Raw genomic sequence first — 19,475 nt, forward strand, 5'->3', positions numbered from 1 at the left:
GGCAATGCGTGCTCTGGCCGCTTCGCTGCGTGGCGGTGAATGCGTGGACGGGATCGCGTAGAAGCCAGACCGACCTTGTTAGAACACCAAAAGCATGACCTGCTCGACGTAGTCGCGCTCCCGGAGACTTGCGGCCATCATTGCGAGGGCAACCAGTGGCCGGGTTATGTCTGGGATGAGGCGCTTCCGGCCGTTCTTCTTGGCGACGTCATCGTGTGCGGTGCTCGCATCGTCGGCATCTAGGAGGGTCTGCGGGCGGGCCCTGATGCCTAGTTCGGACAGCAGCGTGGCGATGACCCCTGTCTGCTCCCACCGCTGGAAGTGCCAATAGACCGTCTGCCAGGGCGGCAGGTCCGTGGGCAGGTATCGCCAGGGACAGCCCGATCGCACCAGATACAGGATCGCGTTCACGATCTCCCGGCGCGGATGCTTCTCCGGACGCCCGTCCGTGCTGGGTGCCGGCAGCAAGGGCTGGATCTGTTCCCACTGCGCATCGGTGAGGTCGGAGGGGTAACGGCGAGGGGACACACGCACATTATGGCGACAAATCGGACCAGGGAGAAGATCGCGTCGTTGTGCCCAGGTAGTTGACGACCTTTTCAAACATGTCCGTGGAAAGTAGCGCAGCGTAGTGGTCGCCCATGGTGTGCGGGTGATCGTGGGAGGGTGGGTCACCCATTTGATCGGGCATTTTCTTCTTCTTGTCGTCCTGCCGGTCCAGTCGGTGATCACGCCCCGTAGATCTTGACGTACGTTTCTGGCGTCCGGCTAAATCCACCTAATTGTGCTCTTTCGGGCTCGCATGGAAGTGGAGTGTGCGTGACACCGTTACCCCCGAAAGCTTCTGAATGGGCAGATCTGCCCAGACGGCAACGTCCGAAACGCCGCGGTACCCCGTTGCTGCGAACAACGGTCCTGTTCGTCGCCACGAACATGGCTATTGGACTGGCCGCCATCCCATCCCGGGCAGAAGAGCCACAACCGGCCGCGCCCCAGAGTTCCGAAGCCTCGGAGGCCGGGGATGGCAGGCGTGCCGTCGACCCGGTGGTCGAAGAGGCCAAAGCCAAGGCCCACAACTCTGGCAAGAGGGTGGAGATCCCGGAACGCAACACCGAGACGGTCACGCTGTACGCCAACCCCGACGGCAGGACCCTCCATATGGAGCTCAGCGCCCAGCCGATCCGGGTCAGGAACGCTGACGGCAAGGGTCTCACGCCGATCGACACCACCCTTGCCGAGGCGGACGGTGTCATCAAGCCCAAGGCCATTCAGGGGAACCTTGTCCTGTCCGCCGGCCAGGACAAGACCCTGCTCAGGAGCCGGGCGGCGGGCGCCACGGCAGAGATCGCCGCGCCGTCGGTGCTGCCCAAGCCCAAGCTGAAGGGCAACGCCGCCGTCTACTCTGGCGCGTACGGCAAGGGCCGGGACCTGCTGGTGACCGTGAACCCGACCGGTTTCCGGCAGCAGATCACCATCGCCGAACGGCCTACCGGCCCGGTCTCCTTCAAGGTGCCGGTGGAGCTGCCCGAGGGGCTGTCGTTCAAGAAGAACGCCGCGGGCAGGCCCACCATCGTGGGCAAGGACGGCGAGACGCTGACGGAGGTACGGCCGACCCTGGTGCAGGACGCCAATGCCGCCGACGCCAACGCCGCCATGGGGGCGGGGAAGGTCGGCAAGGCCGCCGTCGCTCTCGGCGAGGATGGCAAGACTCTGGTGTTCACGCCGGACGCCGCGTTCCTGGCCGACCCGGCAGTCACCTACCCGGTGACGATGACCGCCGCGGTGTCCGACTGGTGGGAGGGTCACACCGGCCAGTCGTCGCTCGGCGGCATGGACACCTTCGTCAACAATGCCGACTACCCAGACAGCTGGGACAACTTCCTCCTCGACCGGATCCTGGTCGGCAAGTCCAACAACGGCGCGGTGCGCTGGCGCGGCTACCTCCAGTTCCCGGACATCCCTGCCGAGTTCGCGGGCAGCACGGTGGAGAACGCCGACCTGATCCTGTGGAACTACTACTCCAACGCCTGCGGCGAGCGCGTCGGCTCCGGCATCACAGCGCGGCAGATCACCTCCGACTGGGATGAGCTGACGCTCACCTGGAACAACCAGCCGTCCGTCACCAACACCGGCGCGGACACCGAGTACGGCGCCTACAGCGACTACAACTGCACAGGCTCGATGGCCTACGCCTGGGATCTCATCCACTCGGTCGACGACATCGTCCAGGCATGGGTCGACGGCGCCACCAACTACGGCATCCAGCTCACCGCCGGCAGCGAATCGGATGTGACGAACTGGCGGCGCTACCGAACCGACGAGGCCGGCGGCTGCAAAACAGAGCCGCTGCAGAACTGTCAAGGGACACTTCACCCGCCCATCCTCACCGTGGACTTCGAGCCGCCTCCCCCGCCGGTCGTCGATGGCTTCACCTTCATGTCGCCCGACCCCATCACGAGCCTCCCGACGTGGGAGGAGGCCCGTGCCAGGTCGATATATGAGCCGACGGGCAGCGAGCAGACGAGCATCAGCAACGAGTTCGCCGGTCAAATCGCGGGACAGCGCGACGGGGAAGCCTTCGAAGTGCGGACATCCGATCTCGATCTCCCCGCCGAAGGCAGTGACGGCGATGACGGGAGCGGTGAGGACACCCGCCCGCCGCAGGTGGTCGCGGTCGAACCTGCGAACGGCGCCGTCGACGTCCCCCTCGGCACCAAGTTGAAGGTCACCTTCTCCGAACCGGTTGACGAGGCCACCGTGGTGCTCAAGGATCCCGGCGGTGTCGAAGTCACGGCGACGATGGCATATGACAGCACCAACACGACGGTGACCGTCACACCGGCGCAGGCACTGAAGCCGGAAACCACGTATACCGCGGTGGTCTCGGGTGCGCTCGATTCCGCGGAGAACACCATGGTTCCGTATTCGTGGTCGTTCACCACCGGCGGTCCGGACACGACGGCGCCGACGGTGACGGCGACGAACCCCACTGCCGGAGCTACGGATGTGCCGGTCACCTCTCCGGTCACTGTGACGTTCAGCGAAGCGGTCACCGACGCGCAGTTCACACTGAAGGACCCGGCCGTACGGCGGTCGCGGGCGCGACGGCCACGGACACCACCCACACGGTGCTCACGTTCACCCCCGCCCAGCCGCTGGCTGCGACCACCGCGTACACCGCCGAGGTGTCCGGGGCCAAGGACGCCTCGGGCAACCCCATGGCCCAGCCGTATACCTGGTCGTTCACCACCGGCGTGCAGCCGCCGACGGGGCTGGTGGCGGCCTACGGCATGGACGAGGGTGCGGGGACGAGTGTGGCCGACTCGTCCGGCCACGGCAACGCCGGGGTGTCCACCACCGCCTCCTGGCAGAACGGCAAGTACGGCAAGGCCCTGTCGTTCGACGGCACGTCCAGCTGGGTCACGGTCCCGGACGCCGAGTCGTTGCGCCTGACAACGGGGATGACGCTGTCAGCCTGGGTCAACCCCGCAGTGGTGGCCGACTGGAGCACCGTCGTGGCCAAGGAGCTGAGGACCTCCGAAGGCCTCTCGTACTCGATGTACGCCGCCAACGGCGGCTCGGTCCCATCGGGCTGGGTGCAGACCTCTGCCGATGACTACTCGGCGGTCGGAGGCGTCTCGCCGTTGCCGGTGAACACCTGGAGTCACCTGGCGCTCACGTACGACGGTGCTGCCCTGCGGTTGTTCGTCAACGGTCAGCAGGTCGCAGAGACCGCGCTCAACGGCGGCCTCCACGACGACGGCGGCCCGCTGCGGATCGGCGGCAACGACATCTGGGGCGAGCTCTTCCGTGGTCTGATCGACGAGGTGCGCGTCTACAACCGCGCCCAGAGCGCGACCGAGATCCAGACCGATATGACCACTCCCGTGGGCTCCGGCGCGCCGGACCCCACACCCCACACCCACACCAACCCCCACCCCCACCCCCACCCCGACGCCGGTGGCGGGGCTCGTGGCGGCGTACGGCATGAACGAGAGCACCGGCACGACCGTGGCCGACTCCTCCGGCCAGAACAACACCGGAGCAGCCCGGGACACCAGCTGGGCGACCGGCAGGCACGGTGGCGCGCTGTCGTTCAACGGCACCTCCAGCTGGGTGACCATCCCGCACGCACCGTCGCTGCGGTTGACGAACGCGTTGACGCTCTCGGCATGGGTGCGTCCCGCGGCGCTGGGCACTGTGTGGCGCAGCGTGCTGATGAAGGAGCACGCCGAGGCAGGCGGCGGCTACGGCCTCTACGCCGCCACCGAGTACTCCGCCCCGGCCGGCTGGTTGCAGACCGCCGAGGAGGGCGGCGCCCTCACTGGCAGCAGTCAGCTGCCGCTGAACCAGTGGAGTCATCTGGCTTTCACCTACGACGGCGGCATGGCCACGGTGTATGTCAACGGTGCCCAGGTCTCCCAGGCGCCGATTGCCGGCGAGGTCATCGACGACGGCGGCGCGCTGCGGATCGGCGGCAACGCCTTTTGGGGCGAGTTCTTCAGCGGCCTGATCGACGAGGTGCGCGTCTACAACCGCGCCCAGAGTGCGGCGGAGATCCAGGCCGACATGAACACCCCGATCCCCACCGCCCCGACGCCCACGTCAGCCGAACGCCGCACCGCGTCCACCGGCGGCGCCCCGGGCATCGCGAAACTGGCGGTGTCCAGCGATGAGGGAGCATCCGGCGCCACGGAGCTCACTGTGTGGGTGTCGGATCCGCGGGGCGTCCGGCGAAGGTCGAGGTGGAGGTGGCGCGCGAGTCGGCCAAGTCGTCGAAGCCCAGACTGCCGAAGGACGAATGGGCGGCGACGAAGGAGCTGGCCTGGACCGGCACGGTGACGGGGAAGGCCGATTCGCCGCGGCACACGCTGCGGGTGCCGGCCGGCAAGCTGCAGAAGGGGCAGCGGCTGCGTTGGCGAGCCCGCGCGACGGTCCCCGGCGCGTCCGGCGCGTGGTCGGATTGGCAAACGTTCGAGGTCGGCGATGCCCGGGCGGCTGCCAGGCCAGTATCGGCTGAAGCCTCCCAGGCCACAGCGCCCCAGGCCGCAGCCGCGACTTCCGGCTTCGAGTACAAGCACCCGTCGCTGGAGGACTGCTATTCCACAGCACCTGCGCCTTGGCGCACTGACGCGTGGTCGCGGATGCAGGAGCGCCCGCACTCGGCATGCTGGACCACGTGGATCGGACACGGAGGATGGGAGGAGTACGACGACCACGGCGTCAAGAAGCGCAGAAACAGGACGGCCTGGTGGGTCAAGCTGTTCCCGGGTCCGCTGCGGATTCCGGCGAAGCTGCTGGACAAGGTGACCGACGATGACGTTTTCACCTTCCGGGCGACCTGGGTGGCACACACCTACATCGGCGATCACACCGGCAACGCCATCTACAAGGGCGGCACAACCACCGCCGGCCTGAAACCGCAGAACATCAAGTTCTTCGTGAAACTGACCGACTTCGGCATCTGGAACAGAGGCGACCGTCGTACGGAACTCGACGATGACCTGGACGACGTCCAGATCGAGTTCGACCTCGCCACGCAAGGGTGCCAGATCCAGCGGGGGGATCCGACCCAGCTCAAGACGATCGAGGGCTGGCGTTCGACGCCGTATCTCGAGTACCTGGTCAACACGCCCAAGCCGGCCGCGCACGACAGAGAAGTCTGTTCCATCATGCCCGCCATCACCCAATACAAGGAGAACAAGGGCCGGCTGCCCCTGTGGGACCAGGAGCTCCTCAGCCAGCAGGGCAAGAGGCTCGGCGTGGTGCGGTGGGGACAGGGAGTTCCCAGCAACAGCCTGTGGTCGCCAAGCTTCCGCTGCGACTGGAAGCAACTCGGAGGCTTCAAGAAGGAGGAGGGGAATACCGGCGGCTGTATCTACATCAGAGCCGACCGGGTATTCACGATGTCCAAGAGCCGGGATGACGAGTTCCTTGACGTCATCCGCCATATCGAGAAGGCGCTGAACCCGGCGACAAACGCCGGCACCTATCCGCCGTACCGCCCGGGAGACACAACGAGCAATCGAGATATCAACCTTCCGCCGGTGAAGGGGCCCCTGGGGAACGAACTGCCGAAGGTCATCGCGGGCAACTACGCGAAGCCGCCGAACACCCCTGAGGGTGCTCCGCTGTGGAGGGGCACCGACAAGGGCTACGATGAGAACCGGGCGATCTTCTCCAAGCATCCGTTCTCGGTGCCTCAGGATAACTTCGCGATGGGGAAGCCCGGCGCCCCCAACTATGGCGTGAATTACTGCAAGTACTACACCTCGGATGTCTACGTGCAGTACGGCTACACAGAGGTGCAGTGTGACGAGTACCCATTCGCATCCACCCAAGAAGGGGCCGCGAAAGACAAGATCAACTATTCCGTACAGGGGGTCCGGAAGAGCCATAACCTGCTGCACGGGAAGCTTCTCAAAGCTTTCTACGGCCATTACCGGCTCCTTACCTATGATCCTGTGGATACAATCACCAAGGTCAGTGACAGCCCGTTCTGGGTGAAAATCGTAGACTGACGTCCGTAAAATGCGGGGCTGCTAAGTGCGGCCCCGCATTGCCCATTAGACGTAAGGACGCTGAGAACAATGAATGGAGAGCTGGCGCTTCCCGCGGAGGACCAGTGGGATCTGCTGGTCGAGTACGGGCGCGGGCTCGAGTTCGGCTTCCATGCCCTCTGGGTGGAAAGCGACGATCCAGAGGAGCTGGCGCGGCTACTGAAGGTGGATCCAAGTACTCGTCTGGAGTGCGACCTGGCCACCATGCAAGATGTGTTCATAGGTCCGCCGGAGAAGGCCATCTGGATGGGTCCTCACGCGCCCGGCTGGACGCATATGTTCGCCTTCGGCATGTACTCCTTCCATCCCGTGCTTCGTAACCTGGGCAAGCGGCGGGTTTTCGAGATGTACTTCGCGGGAGAAGTGGGCGAAGGACTTGAGCCGCTGTACCTCAACTACGACGGAGAACAGCTCGGCGACGTCACCCCGCCGGACGCAGCGGGTGGAGAGATGGACATTCCAGAATATCGTCCCTATGCGGCGGGGCTGGAGCTCGGCACGGCACGGGACCACGAGCGGGATATCCATCTCATGTTCTGCATGATGGGTCGTATCACAGGACGCTTCGCCGACCGGGACTGGTGGACGGCGACCCGCACCTTCTACCGCATACCCGACAGGTCGTGGGAGACGTGATGACACTCTGCCTCGTCCCGATCCGCTGTGCGCTCGCGCCGGACCCCGCGGGATGACCTGAAATGACGCAACCCGAGCAGGCGCTCCCCGCGGAGAACCAGTGGGATCTGATGGTCGAGCACGGGCACGGTCTCCAGAACGGATTCCACGGGCTCTGGGTCGAGGGCGACGATCCCGAAGAACTCTCCCGGCTGCTCCGGGTGGATCAGGACTCCCGCCTGGAGTGCGACCTCGAAACCGCGACAGAGGTGTACGGAAGCACACGGGAGCGGGGCGCTGTGTGGATCGGCCCGCACGCCCCCGGCTGGACGCATGTCCTCGTCTTCGGTCTGCATCCGTACCATCCCGCCATCCTGAATCTTGGGAAGCGCCGTGTCTTCGAGATCTTCTGCCGCGAAGAGCTGGGCGAGCTGGATCCCTTGAACCTCTACTACGACGGAGCACAGCTCGGAGACGTCACCCCGCCGTACGACCAGGGGGGCGACATGGATCTCCCTGAGTACCTGCCGTACACGCTTGGACTGGAGCTGGGGGAGACAAGGAGCCTCAAGCGGGACATGCATCTCATGGCGAGCATGGTGGGTCGCATAACGGGACGCTTCACCGACCGGGATTGGTGGACGGCGACCCGCACCTTCTACCGCATACCCGACAAGGCATGGGGGACATGATGAGAACTCGTAGAACAGCCGCCGCCGGCGGGCCCCGGGCGCTTTTCCGCATACTTGGCCGTCGCTTGGCCGCCCGGCTCGGGTAGTGCACCCCGCCCGGGGTAACGCGCACGTATGAATTTCGCGAAGTACCAGGATGAGCTGTACGCCCAGGGACTGACCGGCCATCAGCCGCCGTATCCCATGACCTTCGCGGAGCTGGAAGACCGGGCGTCGGCCGCGATGAGGCCGAAGGTCTGGGGATACGTGGCCGGCGGCGCGGGCGACGAGCACACCCAGCGGGCCAACTGCGAGGCGTTCACGCACTGGGGCCTGTATCCGCGCATGCTGGTCGCCCCAGCCGAGCGCGACATGTCGATCGAGTTGTTCGGGATCAAGCTGCCCACGCCGGTGTTCATGGCGCCCATCGGGGTGATCGGAGTGTGCGCCCAGGACGGCCACGGCGACCTCGCGTGCGCGCGGGCCTCCGCTCGCACGCACGTTCCGTTCTTCGCGGCGACCCTCTCCGCGGATCCGATGGAGGACGTGGCCCCTGCGCTCGGCGACACGCCCGGCTTCTTCCAGCTCTACACGCCGCCGGATCGGGACCTGGCCACGAGCCTGGTGCACCGCGCCGAGGCGGCGGGCTTCAGGGGCATCGCCGTCACCCTCGACACCTGGGTCACCGGCTGGCGGCCCCGGGACCTGCGCGGCTCCAACTATCCACAGGTGCCCAGCGGATGCCTGAGCAATTACACCAGCGACCCGGTTTTCCGGAAGGGACTGCGCCCCGGCGAGGACGCCACCGAGGCGGCGGTGCGCAGGTTGCCGATCTTCGGTGGCCCGTTCAGGTGGGACGACCTGGACTGGCTACGGTCGCAGACCAGGCTGCCGCTGATGCTCAAGGGCATCTGCCATCCCGAGGACGTCCGTCGCGCCAAGGACCACGGCGCGGACGCCGTCTACTGTTCCAACCACGGGGGACGGCAGGCCAACGGAGGACTGCCCACCCTGGAGTGCCTGCCCGGCGTGATCGAGGCCGCCGACGGGCTGCCGGTCCTGTTCGACTCGGGGGTGCGCAGCGGCGCCGACGTCATCAAGGCGCTGGCGTTGGGCGCGACCGCGGTGGGGATCGGCCGTCCGTACGCGTACGCGCTGGCGGTCGGCGGCGTCGACTGTGTCGTGCACGTGCTGCGCTCGATACTGGCCGAAGCGGACCTCATCATGGCCGTCGACGGATACCCCACCCTCAAGGACCTCACGCCCGAGGCGCTGCTCCGCGTGTGAGGCCGCCTCACGGCGTCGTGTCCCTGATTCAGGCACCCGTGCCGGGGCCCGCCGCCTCCACCGCGACGGGCCACTGGAAGGTGAGGTAGGGATGCGCACCGGACAGCCATTCGCCGGTGAGCCGCACCCCGGTCACCAGCTCCACCACGGTCATCGCGGCGGCCTGCCAGTCGTCCTCGTCCCCGGAGAGCAGCTCGGTCATGGCACGCAGTTCGGGCTCCAGCACCGCGAAGTCGTCGCCGGCCCATTCATCCCAGAACATCGCGTCGAGGCCGACCAGCACCCGGCCGTCGGCCGCGTAGCTCAGCCTGTTGTCGCCCTCGACGTTCCAGTAGACGCCGCACACCCGGCCGTCGCGGCTGAGCCGCCGCAGGACTTCGGGCAGGCTGCCCAGGAACCCGTTGTTCTCGAACATCATCACGGCCGATGCGGCCGGTTCCACCGTCATCGGATGGACCCCGTCGTCGTAGGGAAGCGCTTCTAACGGCGCGGCCTCGTGCACCTCGTGCCGGGTCCCGCCGCTCACCCGAAATCCGATGTCGGCGACGGAGAACGGCCGGTGGTCGTGCGGGACGACGACCGTCCAGCACATCGCCACCTCCAGCCACGGTTCCTCCCGCAGCAGCTTCCGGTAGTGAGAGAAGATCTCAGCAAAGGCAGGGCGGTCGTCGTTCAAGGGACGCTCCGGAGCAGGCGGAAGATCTGTCGGCGTGATCGTGCCAGAAGGCGCCGACAGAATGCTCCGTCATCGGTCAGAACGGGCTCTCAGCGCGTCGGCGAACCAGGTGAGGGCCGGGGTCAGCGGGTCCGGGGGCGGCCAGCCGTTGACCACCGAGAGCAGCCGGAAGTACGACTCCCTGCGAGGGTCGTCCGCGGTCTCCAGCAGGGTGAGCAGCCGGCGTCGAAGGGCGGCGTCGTCCGGGTGGCCGACGAGGTCGGCGTACCGTGCGGTCACGGCGGCGACGATCGCGTCGGCCTGGCGTGAGGCGCTGTCGACGCCCGCGGCGAGCGCGGGGGCGACGTGGTCGCGGACCAACGCCACCGCGTCCGGGCGCGGGCCGTCTCCCCGGACGCGGTCGGCCAGGTGCTGCTCGGCGACGCGCCGCATGAACGCCCCGAACTCCGGGTCGGCGGCCAGCCCGGCCAGCTCGATCCACGCCTCGACCTGCTCGTCCTCGGGGTCGTCGGGCAGCTCGGGGGGTCATCGTGCGCCTGATTCCCGTCAGGTCGGCGTCCAGGCCGCCGAAGGCGGCGTCGAGGAAGCCGTCGACCAGCCGCCGGCGCTCGTCCTCGGAAAGCCTGGCGAGTCTGTGCATGAGATCCATCTCCTCGGGGGTGGAGCCGCGCCGTGCCACCGCCGTCGCCACCGCGCGCCGCAGGCGCAGCACCCGGATCTGCGTCGCCAGCGCCTCGGCGTGCGCCGCCGCGACCTGCGCGAGCGTGGCCTCCCGGTCCAGGACCCTGCGGATCGTGGGAAGGTCGATCCCCAGGTCGCGCAGCGTCCGTACGAGGTCCAGCCGGGCGGCGGCGTCGGTGTCGTACAGGCGGTAGCCGGCCGGGCTGCGGCCGGTGGGCGGCACGATCCCGCAGTCGGAGTAGAACCGGATGGCCTTGACCGTCAGTCCGGTCCGCCGTGCCAGCTCACCGATCGAGTAGAGCGTGTCGCCGTCCATGCCCCCACCCTCGCGTCTCCCCCTACCGGAGACTCAACTCGGCTCTCCTGCCTCCCGGGAAACTCCGAAGGCAAGCAGATGGACGGCGAGGAGGCTGATCCAGCCGAGGTCCACCGCGATCAGGATGCGCTGGATCAGGCCCGCGTTCGCGGCGCCGGCCTCCCAGGCCGTGCCGAACCAGACCATCAGGACGAGCCCGGCCGCGGCCGTCAGCAGCAGGTACGCGCGCCAGCCGCTTCCGAGGCGGCGGGAGATGGGGAAGCAGGCGGCCGGCAGGGCGAGGAAGAGCACCACACCGGCCACGTCGTGCGCCTGATGGTGCCAGCTCGTCGTGATCGGGTCTGAGCTTCCCGGTGGATAGCCCCGCATCGGATCCATCGTGAACAGGCCGGAGACGACCATGGCGAGCCCGGCCACGCCGACGAGCAGGGCACCCACCGGTGACCGCAGCACAGTGCGCACCGCGGCGGCGAAGCCGAGCAGCGACAGCCCCGTGAGCAGGAAGTTCGCGATCTGGATCCAGCCCCGGTCGCCGAGGCTCAGCGCGCTGCCGGGATGGCGGAACGGGTCGTAGCCCGAGCGGGCCGCGCCCTCCACCAGGATCACGCCCAGGAAGAGCGGGCCGCTGACGGCACCGCACAGCAGTGTCGCGGGCCGTGCTCTGCGAGACTCTGCGATGGCATCCATGCCGTCATCCCACGCCCGACGCCCGGCCGAGCTCGCCGCGCTCGACGGATGGCCCGCGACTCGCCGCACACTGCGCGACTGGACGGCGGACGCCGTGCTGTTCGGTTTCTCGGCGGTCATGTGGGTGGAGAACCGGGACTTCCCGCCGGAAGGCGTGGACTTCGTGCCCGGCTGGATGGTCGCGGTCAACCCGTGGGCCGGCGCCCTCGCCTGCCTGGCGTTGTGGTGGCGGCGCCGCCTGCCGGTGCTCCTGGCCGTCGCCATGGTGCCCGCGCTGCTGGTCTCGGGATCGGCGCTGGGCGCGGCCATGGTGATCACGCTCACGGTGGCCGTCCACCGTCCGTGGCCGCGCGCCGCGATGGTCACCGCGGCATACCTGGCGGTCGTCGGCCACTACGCGCTGTTCGGCCGGCCTCCCGGCGTGGAGCGGCCGGTGATCGTGGCGACGACGCTGCTGCTGTTCGTCGTCCCGTTCTGCCTCGGGACGGCCGTGGGTTGTCCAACGCGGAGATAGCCCAGCGGCTGTACATGTCGGTGGGCGCGGTCAAGGCACACATCTCCAGCGCGCTGACCAAGCTCGGCCTGCTCAACCGGATCCAGCTCGCCCTGCTCGCCCACGACGCGCGGGACTGACCGTGTGGAGGGCGCGGTCGACGACGGCGGCCAGGTCGCCGCCGTGGGCGCCGTGCCAGTAGATCCGGCCGCAGGCGAGGCAGCGGGCGAACTCGTCGTAGCTGCGCCGGGTGCCGGGCTCCAGCGCATCCTCCACCTCGGCCTTGCCGACCGGGGCGAGCCGCCCGTTGCAGGCCGTGCAGCGGGTCCACGGGGTCAGCGGCGGGCGGAAGCGGTCGAGCACGTCGAGGAACTGGTCGTCCGGCCGGGCGCCGCGCACGTACGCCCCGAGCCGCAGCGACCGGCGCCGCAGGATGCCCCGGTCCTGCGTGAGCAGCACCCGATCCTCGGCGTTGGCCTGCTCGATCAGGGCGTCGTCGTCCATGTCATTGCGGTACGCGGTGTCCAGGCCGACCAGGCGCAGCCGCCGCGCCAGCGTTCCCAGATGGACGTCGAGGACGAACCGGCAGCCCGGCACTGCCTGTGGCCTGGGCACGGCCGGCACCGCCACCACCTCGTCCGGACCCGGCCGGTGTGATCGGGCCACCGGGCGGCCTCCGGCGACCGGCTCGCCGATCTCGGTCAGCGGAACGCCCGCCGACTCGATCAAGTGGCCGAGCGAGGACGTCCCGTCGTACGGCAGGAGCACCTCGGGCCGCCGGTTGCGCGGCGCGAGGAAGATCCACAGCTCGGGCGCGAAGCGTACGGACACGTCCATGTCCCCAGCATGCCCCTGGGGCAGGGCCGCGGCGACGGGGTCATGTCGTCAACGCGTCCAGCGCCGTCCGGAGGAAGAGCCGCACCGCGGCCAGGTGCCGCTCGTCGAATCCGGACAGCACCCCGACCGTCCTGTCGATCAGCGGGCCGAAGTAGCTCCACCCCAGTTCCTTGGCGCGGTCCTCGACTCTCAGCAGGACCCGGCGCCGGTCCCTGACGTCGCGGACCCGGCTGACCAGGCCGAGCCGTTCGAGCCGGTCGACGACCCCCGTGGTGCCCGCCGAGTTCAGGCCCAGCCCGGCGCCGAGGAAGCCGGCGGTGGCGTCGATCCCGGCCCGCTCCGCGTCCAGCAGGCAGATGAGCGCCCGCACGTCGGTGACATGCATGCCGTGCTCGGCCGCGAACTCCGCCTGACGCAGGCCGTACTCCACCGCGACCGCCCGCAGCAGATGGAAGATCTCCATCTCCGGGCCCTCGTGCTCGCGCGCCACCCCTGGCGTCATGGCAGCCCCTCCTCGGCTTATTATCTCGCTCAACGAGATTATTGCTCAGCGAGTGATTTCCGGAGGCGGCCTTGAAGAGCATCGACGAGGCGTTCTACGCGGCGTACGACGCCGTCCTGGCGGCGAACTGGCCCGCCTCAACGGAGTCGGCCGCGATCAGCACGCCCTACGGCACGACCCACGTCAACTCGGTCGGCCCCGCGGACGCGCCGCCGGTGGTCCTCCTGCACGGCGGCGGGACCACCTCGACCGTCTGGTCCAGCACCGCGAAGGCACTCGGCACGGCCTACCGGGTGCACGCGGTCGACACCGTCGGCGAGGCGGGCCGCAGCGTCGCCGGCGAGCGCGCGGTCCGCAGGCTGGGCGACCAGATGGCCTGGCTCGACGCCGTGCTCGACGGACTCGGCGCTACGACGGTGTCCATGTGCGGGCACTCCTATGGCGCGTGGAGCGCCCTCCACTACGCGTCGCACGCGCCCGGCAGAGTGAGGGCGCTGGTGCTGGTCGATCCGACGAACTGCTTCACCGGTTTCTCCCGCCGTTATCTCCTGCGCGCCCTGCCGATGCTGCTTCGCCCGACCGTACGGCGACGCCGCGCGTTCATCGACTGGGAGACAGGGCGGACGGCGCTGGACGAGAAGTGGCGCCGCCTCAACGATCTCGCCGCCGGCTTCCCCGCCGCCCGGCCCCTGACCGGTCCGCGTCCCGGACCGGAGGAGTTGCGGGCGCTGCGGCCCCCGGTGCTGCTTCTCCTGGCCGAGCGCAGCCGGGCGCATGACATCGGCCGGGTGGCCGCCTCCGCCGCGGCGCTCCTGCCCCGCGTGGAGACGGCCGTACTGCCCGGCGCCACACACCACACCCTTCCCCTCGCGGCGCCACCCGAGATGGACGCGCGCATCGAGAGGTTCCTCGCCGCGCACGGGCGGGACGCCTGAGCTGTGCTGTCAACGTACTACCGGGGACGGAACCAGTGCTGGGGGCGTGGATCGATGTTCTGCCAGATGTGCTTGATCTCGCGGTATTCGTCGAGGCCGGTCGGGCCCAGCTCGCGGCCGATGCCGGACTGCTTGAACCCGCCCCACTCCGCCTGCGGCACGTACGGGTGGTAGTCGTTGATCCACACCGTGCCGTGCCGCAGCCGCCCGGCCACCCGCTGGGCCTTGCCCGCGTCCGTCGTCCACACGGCCCCGGCCAGCCCGTAGTCGGTGTCGTTGCCCAACGCGACGGCCTCGTCCTCACCCGAGAACCGCTCCACCGTCAGCACCGGCCCGAACGACTCCTCCCGGACCACCCGCATGTCGCGGTGGCAGCCGTCCAGCACGGTCGGGGGGAAGAAGTACCCCTTCCCCTCAAGGCGCCGCCCGCCGCAGCGCAGTTTCGCGCCCTCGGCGATCCCCGCCTCGACGTACGCCTCGACCTTGGCCAGATGCTCGGCGGAGATCAGCGGTCCGGTCTCGGCCTCGGGGTCGAACGGCCCGCCCAGCCTGATCCGCTCGGCCCGGCGCACCACCGCGTCCACGAACTCCTCGTGGATCGAGTCCTCCACCAGCAGCCGGGCGCCGGCCGAGCAGACCTGCCCCGAGTGCAGGAACACCGCGGTCACGGCGAGATCGACGGCCGTGTCGAAGTCCGCGTCGGCGAACACGATGTTGGGGTTCTTGCCGCCCAGCTCCAGCGCGACGCGCTTGACCGTCCGCGCGGCCGAGGCCATGATGCCCCGTCCGGTCGCCAGCCCGCCGGTGAACGACACCATGTCGACGCCCGGGTGCTCGGCCAGCGGCGCGCCCACCTCCGCGCCGGCCCCGAGCACCAGGTTGCCCACCCCCGGCGGCAGCCCCGCCTCCTCCAGCAGCCGCATCAGCAGGATCGCCGTGGACGGGGTCAGCTCGCTCGGCTTGAGCACGAAGGTGTTCCCGGCCGCCAGCGCGGGCGCCACCTTCCAGGAGGTCTGCAACAGCGGGTAGTTCCACGGGGTGATCAGGCCGCAGACCCCGACCGGCTCGTACACCACCCGGCTGATCGCGTCGGCGCGGCCGGTGTCGACCACCCGCCCGGCGTCGGTGCCGGCGATGCCGCCGAAGTAGCGGAAGCACGCGACCACGTCGTCGACGTCGTACTCGCTTTCCACCAGGCGTTTGCCGGTGTCGAGCGACTCCGCCCGCGCGATCTCGGCCTTGTCGCGCTCCAGCAGACCGGCCACCCGCAGCAGCAGCGCCCCGCGCTCGCGCTCCGGCGTACGCGGCCACGGACCCTCGTCGAACGCCTGCCGGGCCGCCGCGATCGCGGCCTCCGTGTCGGCGCGGGTGGCCTCCGCCACGGTCGCCACGTGCTGTCCGTCGGCCGGGCAGTGGATCTCGCGCCGGCCGCCCTCGGCGGCGTCGCGCCACTGCCCGCCGATGTGCAGGTCCTTCATGTCAGGCGTCCTTCCTGTGCCGGTAGAACTCCACCGGCTCGGGGGCCAGGGGAGTGTTACCGAGGATCAGGTCGGCCGCCTTCTCCGCGACCATCATCACCGGCGCGTAGATGTTGCCGTTCGTGACGTACGGCATGACCGAGGCGTCCACGACCCGCAGGCCCTCCAGGCCGTGCACCCGCATGGTCAGCGGGTCGACCACGGACATCTCGTCCACGCCCATCTTCGCGGTGCAGGAGGGGTGCAGGGCGGTCTCGCCGTCCTTGGCCACCCAGTCGAGGATCTGCTCGTCGGTCTCGACCTCCCGGCCGGGGGACAGCTCGCCGCCGTTGAACGCGTCCATCGCGGGCTGGTTGAGGATGCCGCGGGCCACCCGGACGGCCTCGACCCACTCGCGGCGGTCCTGGTCCGTGGACAGGTAGTTGAAGCGCAGGGCGGGCTTCACCCGGGGGTCGGCGCTCTTGATCTTCACCGAGCCGCGGGCGTCGGAGTACATCGGCCCGATGTGCACCTGGTAGCCGTGCCCGCCGGCCGGTGCCGAGCCGTCGTAGCGGACGGCGACGGGCAGGAAGTGGAACATCAGGTTGGGGTAGTCGACGTCGTCGTTGCCGCGCACGAAGCCGCCGGCCTCGAAGTGGTTGGTCGCGCCCGGCCCCGAGCGCAGGAACAGCCACTGCGCGCCGACCAGCGGCCGGTTGCGCCACTTCATCGCGGGCTGCATCGACACCGGCTGCTTGCAGGCGTACTGGATGTAGACCTCCAGGTGGTCCTGGAGGTTCTCGCCGACGCCGGGCAGGTCGTGGACCACGTCGACGCCGTGCGCCTTCAGGTGGTCGGCGTCGCCCACGCCGGACAGCTGCAGGAGCTGCGGGGAGTTGATCGCGCCGCCGCAGAGGATGACCTCCCCGGCCCGCACCCGCTTGCCGTCGAACTCGACGCCGACCGCGCGCTTGCCCTCGAACAGGATCTTCGTGACGAACGCGCGGGTCTTGACCGTCAGGTTCGGGCGGTTCATCACCGGGTGGAGGTACGCCCGGGCGGCGGACAGCCGGCGCCCGCGCCGTACGTTGCGGTCGAACGGCGCGAAGCCCTCCTGGCGGTAGCCGTTCACGTCGTCGGTCAGCGGGTAGCCCGCCTGCTGCACGGCCTCGAAGAAGGCCTTGAACAGCGGGTTCCTGGCCGGGCCGCGCTCCAGCGCCAGCGGCCCGTCGTGCCCGCGCATCGGGTCGTTCGCGTCGGCGGCCAGGCAGTTCTCCATGCGCTTGAAGTACGGCAGGCAGTGCGCGAAGTCCCAGGTCTCCATGCCCGGGTCGGCGGCCCAGCGCTCGTAGTCCATGGGGTTGCCGCGCTGGAAGATCATGCCGTTGATGCTGCTCGACCCGCCGAGCACCTTCCCCCGGGCGTGGTAGATCCGCCGGCCGTGCATGTGCGGCTCGGGTTCGGACTCGTACTTCCAGTCGTAGAACCGGCTGCCGATGGGGAACATCAGCGCGGCCGGCATGTGGATGAACACGTCCCACAGGTAGTCGGGACGGCCCGCCTCCAGCACGAGGACGCGGTTGGAGGGGTCGGCCGACAGCCGGTTCGCGAGAGCGCTCCCCGCTGATCCACCACCGACGATGACAAAGTCATACATGTCCGCCTCCCGGGCAGGATGATATTGATATGCGCAATAGAGTGCAGCATCCGCAACGTCACGCGTCGGACCCCGGCATCGCGGGGCCCGACGAGACCGCCGCGCGGTCCGAGGGGAGCGGCGGCGTCCAGTCGGTGGACCGGGCCGTGACGATCCTGGAGATCCTCTCCCGGCGCGGCGAGGCCGGCGTGAGCGAGGTCGCCGCGGAGATCGGCGTCCACAAGTCCACCGCGTTCCGGCTCCTCGGCGCCCTCGAGGCGCGCGGCCTGGCGGAGCAGGCCGAGGACCGCGGAAAGTATCGCCTCGGCTTCGGCATCGTCCGGCTCGCCGCCGGAGTGGCCGCGCGGCTCGACCTCGTCCAGCAGAGCCGCCCGGTGTGCCGGCGCCTCGCCGAGGAGATCGGCGAGACCGTCAACATCGCCGTCGCGCGGTCCCACTACGCCATCAACCTCGACCAGGTGCGCGGCCAGGCGGCCGTGACCGCGCACAACTGGGTCGGCCAGCCCACCCCCCTGCACGCCACGTCGAGCGGCAAGATCCTGCTCGCCCACCTCGACGAGCGGCGCCGCGAGCGGCTCATCGCCGCCGCAGGGCTGGAGCGCTTCACGCCCGCCACGGTGACCGACGCCGCCGAACTGCGGCGGCAGCTCGACGAGGCGCTGCGGCGGGGCTACGCGGTCACGGTGGAGGAGTACGAGATCGGGCTGAACGCCATCGCCGCGCCCATCCGCTCCCACGAGGGCGAGGTGGTGGCGGCGGTCAGCGCCTCCGGCCCGGCCTACCGGTTCAGCGAGGAGCGCATGCGCGAGTTCGCGCCCGTGCTCGTCGCGGGCGCCGCCGACATCAGCCACCGTCTCGGCCACGCCGGGTGACCGGGGTCGCCGCACGCCCGCAGGCGCCGCAGCGACGTCCCTGCCGGGACACGACGGCGTTCATCGCGCTCCGGCGGGCTCGTTCAGGCGGCGCCGCCACCGGGTGAACGAGCGCGGCTGGTCGACGCCGAGCACCGCGACCGTGCGGCCCTCCCGCCGGTAGACGGCCAGGAAGCGGCGGGACGCGAGGTCGCCCTCCTCGACGCTCACCTCGTCTCCCGGCAGCGTGTGCCCGGCGAACTGCACGCGCATGCCGTACTGGTCCGACCACAGGTAGGGCGGCGCGAGGGCGTCCGGCACGGCGGCGCCGCCGGACAGCAGCGTCCGCGCGGCCGTCGCGGGACGCCGCGCCGCGCCGGTCCAGTGCTCCACGCGCAGGTGGGCGCCGAGGGCGGGGTCGAACCAGGCGGCGCAGTCGCCGACCGCGACGACTCCCGGCACGCTCGCCGCACCGCCGGTGTCGCAGAGAACGCCGTCGCCCACCTGGACCCCGCTGCCGTCGAGCCAGTCCACCGCCGGCCGCGCGCCGATGCCGACGAGCACCACGTCGGCGTCCAGACGGCGCCCGTCCTCCAGCAGCACCCCGTCGACGCGGCCCTCGCCCGTCAGGGTCCGTACGGCGGCGCCGCAGATCAGGCGCACCCCGTGGTCCTCGTGCAGCCCGGCGAGCGCGGTGCCCATCTCGGGCCCGAGCGCGCGGGCGAACGGCGCGGGCGCCGCCTCGACGATCGTCACGTCGAGCCCGAGCGTGCGGGCGACGCAGGCGACCTCGGCGCCGATGAAGCCCGCACCGATCACCACGAGCCGCCGGGCGGCGTCGAGACCGGCCCGCAGAGCCGCCGCGTCCTCGATCGTCCGCAGCGTGTGCACCCCGGCGAGATCGCCCCCGAGGGTGCGGGCGACCGAGCCGGTGGCGATGACCACGCCGTCGGCCTCGACCGCGGAGCCGTCGGCGAGCGTGATCCGCAGCGGCCGGCCCTGTTCCAGCCCGGTGGCCGCGACGCCCAGGCGCCACTCGGCGTCGAGGTCCTCGCCGTCGCCTTCCAAGGCGAGGTCCGCCGTCGTCATCTGGCCGGCGAGGAACTCCTTGGACAGCGGGGGCCGGTCGTAGGGGCGGTGCGGTTCGGCCCCGACGATCGTCAGACGCCCGCCGAAGCCCTGGTCGCGCAGCGCACGGGCGGCCGACAGCCCGGCGAGCGACGCGCCGACGATGGCGACGGATTTCACGG

General features: G+C 69.7%; 19 protein-coding genes and 3 pseudogenes. 12 read left to right on the forward strand and 10 right to left on the reverse strand.

Going from position 1 to position 19,475, the window contains the following annotated elements:
* Window positions 1-78: 78 nt before the first annotated feature.
* Window positions 79-528 carry a transposase gene (locus tag B1L11_RS20200; RefSeq protein WP_179155241.1) on the reverse strand — a complete coding sequence of 150 codons (450 nt, stop codon included), beginning with the start codon at window positions 526-528 and terminating at the stop codon, window positions 79-81.
* 1,302 nt (window positions 529-1,830) lie between these two features.
* Here B1L11_RS20200 and B1L11_RS55010 point away from each other — a divergent pair.
* The 7 genes and pseudogenes from B1L11_RS55010 to B1L11_RS20235 all read left to right on the forward strand — a co-directional run.
* A pseudogene (locus B1L11_RS55010) lies at window positions 1,831-3,054 on the forward strand (Ig-like domain-containing protein); the annotation flags it as partial.
* 74 nt (window positions 3,055-3,128) lie between these two features.
* A pseudogene (locus B1L11_RS55015) lies at window positions 3,129-3,809 on the forward strand (LamG-like jellyroll fold domain-containing protein); the annotation flags it as partial.
* Between the two features lie 151 nt (window positions 3,810-3,960).
* Complete coding sequence (locus tag B1L11_RS20215) at window positions 3,961-4,842, forward strand: LamG domain-containing protein (RefSeq protein WP_079315925.1); 882 nt, start codon at window positions 3,961-3,963, stop codon at window positions 4,840-4,842.
* Complete coding sequence (locus B1L11_RS48440) at window positions 4,752-6,521, forward strand: hypothetical protein (protein ID WP_218671210.1); 1,770 nt, start codon at window positions 4,752-4,754, stop codon at window positions 6,519-6,521. Before B1L11_RS20215 ends, B1L11_RS48440 begins: the two co-directional genes overlap by 91 nt.
* A gap of 69 nt (window positions 6,522-6,590) precedes the next feature.
* The gene (locus tag B1L11_RS20225; RefSeq protein WP_079315927.1) at window positions 6,591-7,196 is read left to right on the forward strand and encodes a hypothetical protein; all 606 of its coding nucleotides are present in this window, start codon (window positions 6,591-6,593) and stop codon (window positions 7,194-7,196) included.
* Between the two features lie 62 nt (window positions 7,197-7,258).
* A complete protein-coding gene (locus tag B1L11_RS20230) occupies window positions 7,259-7,867 on the forward strand; it encodes a hypothetical protein (RefSeq protein WP_079315928.1) in 609 nt (202 codons plus the stop codon).
* 114 nt (window positions 7,868-7,981) lie between these two features.
* Window positions 7,982-9,133: an alpha-hydroxy-acid oxidizing protein gene (locus tag B1L11_RS20235; protein ID WP_079315929.1), complete on the forward strand. Its 1,152-nt coding sequence runs from the start codon at window positions 7,982-7,984 to the stop codon at window positions 9,131-9,133.
* 28 nt (window positions 9,134-9,161) lie between these two features.
* On the opposite strand, the gene B1L11_RS20240 is transcribed toward B1L11_RS20235, so the two are convergent.
* Complete coding sequence (locus B1L11_RS20240) at window positions 9,162-9,809, reverse strand: DUF6461 domain-containing protein (RefSeq protein WP_079315930.1); 648 nt, start codon at window positions 9,807-9,809, stop codon at window positions 9,162-9,164.
* 69 nt (window positions 9,810-9,878) lie between these two features.
* A complete protein-coding gene (locus B1L11_RS51410; protein ID WP_256862735.1) occupies window positions 9,879-10,241 on the reverse strand; it encodes a hypothetical protein in 363 nt (120 codons plus the stop codon).
* 206 nt (window positions 10,242-10,447) lie between these two features.
* Here B1L11_RS51410 and B1L11_RS51415 point away from each other — a divergent pair, with 206 nt between their 5' ends.
* Window positions 10,448-10,684, forward strand: coding sequence for a hypothetical protein (locus B1L11_RS51415; protein ID WP_256862736.1), 237 nt, complete (start codon window positions 10,448-10,450; stop codon window positions 10,682-10,684).
* Here the strand turns inward: B1L11_RS51415 and B1L11_RS51420 are convergent.
* Window positions 10,642-10,806 (reverse strand): annotated as a pseudogene (locus B1L11_RS51420) (MerR family DNA-binding transcriptional regulator); the annotation flags it as partial. The gene B1L11_RS51415 and the pseudogene B1L11_RS51420 overlap by 43 nt on opposite strands.
* A 33-nt stretch (window positions 10,807-10,839) precedes the next feature.
* Entirely contained in the window at window positions 10,840-11,493 is a 654-nt protein-coding gene (locus B1L11_RS20250; RefSeq protein WP_256862734.1) for a DUF998 domain-containing protein, read from the reverse strand.
* Between B1L11_RS20250 and B1L11_RS51425 the strand changes: the two genes are divergently transcribed.
* The gene (locus tag B1L11_RS51425; RefSeq protein WP_256862737.1) at window positions 11,492-12,007 is read left to right on the forward strand and encodes a hypothetical protein; all 516 of its coding nucleotides are present in this window, start codon (window positions 11,492-11,494) and stop codon (window positions 12,005-12,007) included. The genes B1L11_RS20250 and B1L11_RS51425 overlap by 2 nt on opposite strands.
* On the forward strand, window positions 11,989-12,126 hold the full coding sequence (locus tag B1L11_RS20255) for a response regulator transcription factor (RefSeq protein ID WP_372974704.1): 138 nt from the start codon (window positions 11,989-11,991) through the stop codon (window positions 12,124-12,126). The genes B1L11_RS51425 and B1L11_RS20255 overlap by 19 nt, the downstream gene beginning before the upstream one ends.
* On the opposite strand, the gene B1L11_RS20260 is transcribed toward B1L11_RS20255, so the two are convergent.
* Complete coding sequence (locus B1L11_RS20260) at window positions 12,080-12,823, reverse strand: Mut7-C RNAse domain-containing protein (protein ID WP_079315932.1); 744 nt, start codon at window positions 12,821-12,823, stop codon at window positions 12,080-12,082. The genes B1L11_RS20255 and B1L11_RS20260 overlap by 47 nt on opposite strands.
* Window positions 12,824-12,863: 40 nt before the next feature.
* Window positions 12,864-13,325, reverse strand: a complete 462-nt coding sequence (locus tag B1L11_RS20265; protein WP_079315933.1) for a MarR family transcriptional regulator — start codon at window positions 13,323-13,325, stop codon at window positions 12,864-12,866.
* A 71-nt stretch (window positions 13,326-13,396) separates the two neighbouring features.
* On the opposite strand from B1L11_RS20265, the gene B1L11_RS20270 reads away from it, so the two are divergent.
* Window positions 13,397-14,260, forward strand: coding sequence for an alpha/beta fold hydrolase (locus B1L11_RS20270; protein ID WP_079315934.1), 864 nt, complete (start codon window positions 13,397-13,399; stop codon window positions 14,258-14,260).
* A 17-nt stretch (window positions 14,261-14,277) separates the two neighbouring features.
* Here the strand turns inward: B1L11_RS20270 and B1L11_RS20275 are convergent, their stop codons facing one another.
* Both B1L11_RS20275 and betA read right to left on the reverse strand, forming a co-directional pair.
* Complete coding sequence (locus B1L11_RS20275; protein WP_079315935.1) at window positions 14,278-15,738, reverse strand: aldehyde dehydrogenase family protein; 1,461 nt, start codon at window positions 15,736-15,738, stop codon at window positions 14,278-14,280.
* Between the two features lies 1 nt (window position 15,739).
* Window positions 15,740-17,374 (reverse strand): choline dehydrogenase, encoded by a 1,635-nt coding sequence (betA, locus tag B1L11_RS20280; RefSeq protein WP_079315936.1) that lies wholly within the window; start codon window positions 17,372-17,374, stop codon window positions 15,740-15,742.
* A 29-nt stretch (window positions 17,375-17,403) separates the two neighbouring features.
* On the opposite strand from betA, the gene B1L11_RS20285 reads away from it, so the two are divergent.
* On the forward strand, window positions 17,404-18,246 hold the full coding sequence (locus B1L11_RS20285) for an IclR family transcriptional regulator (protein WP_079315937.1): 843 nt from the start codon (window positions 17,404-17,406) through the stop codon (window positions 18,244-18,246).
* Window positions 18,247-18,306: 60 nt separating this feature from the next.
* Here the strand turns inward: B1L11_RS20285 and B1L11_RS20290 are convergent, their stop codons facing one another.
* Window positions 18,307-19,473: an NAD(P)/FAD-dependent oxidoreductase gene (locus tag B1L11_RS20290; RefSeq protein ID WP_079315938.1), complete on the reverse strand. Its 1,167-nt coding sequence runs from the start codon at window positions 19,471-19,473 to the stop codon at window positions 18,307-18,309.
* Window positions 19,474-19,475: the final 2 nt, after the last annotated feature.

The sequence above is a fragment of the Microbispora sp. GKU 823 genome (genome assembly GCF_002027145.1).
GTDB classification, from domain to species: domain Bacteria; phylum Actinomycetota; class Actinomycetes; order Streptosporangiales; family Streptosporangiaceae; genus Microbispora; species Microbispora siamensis.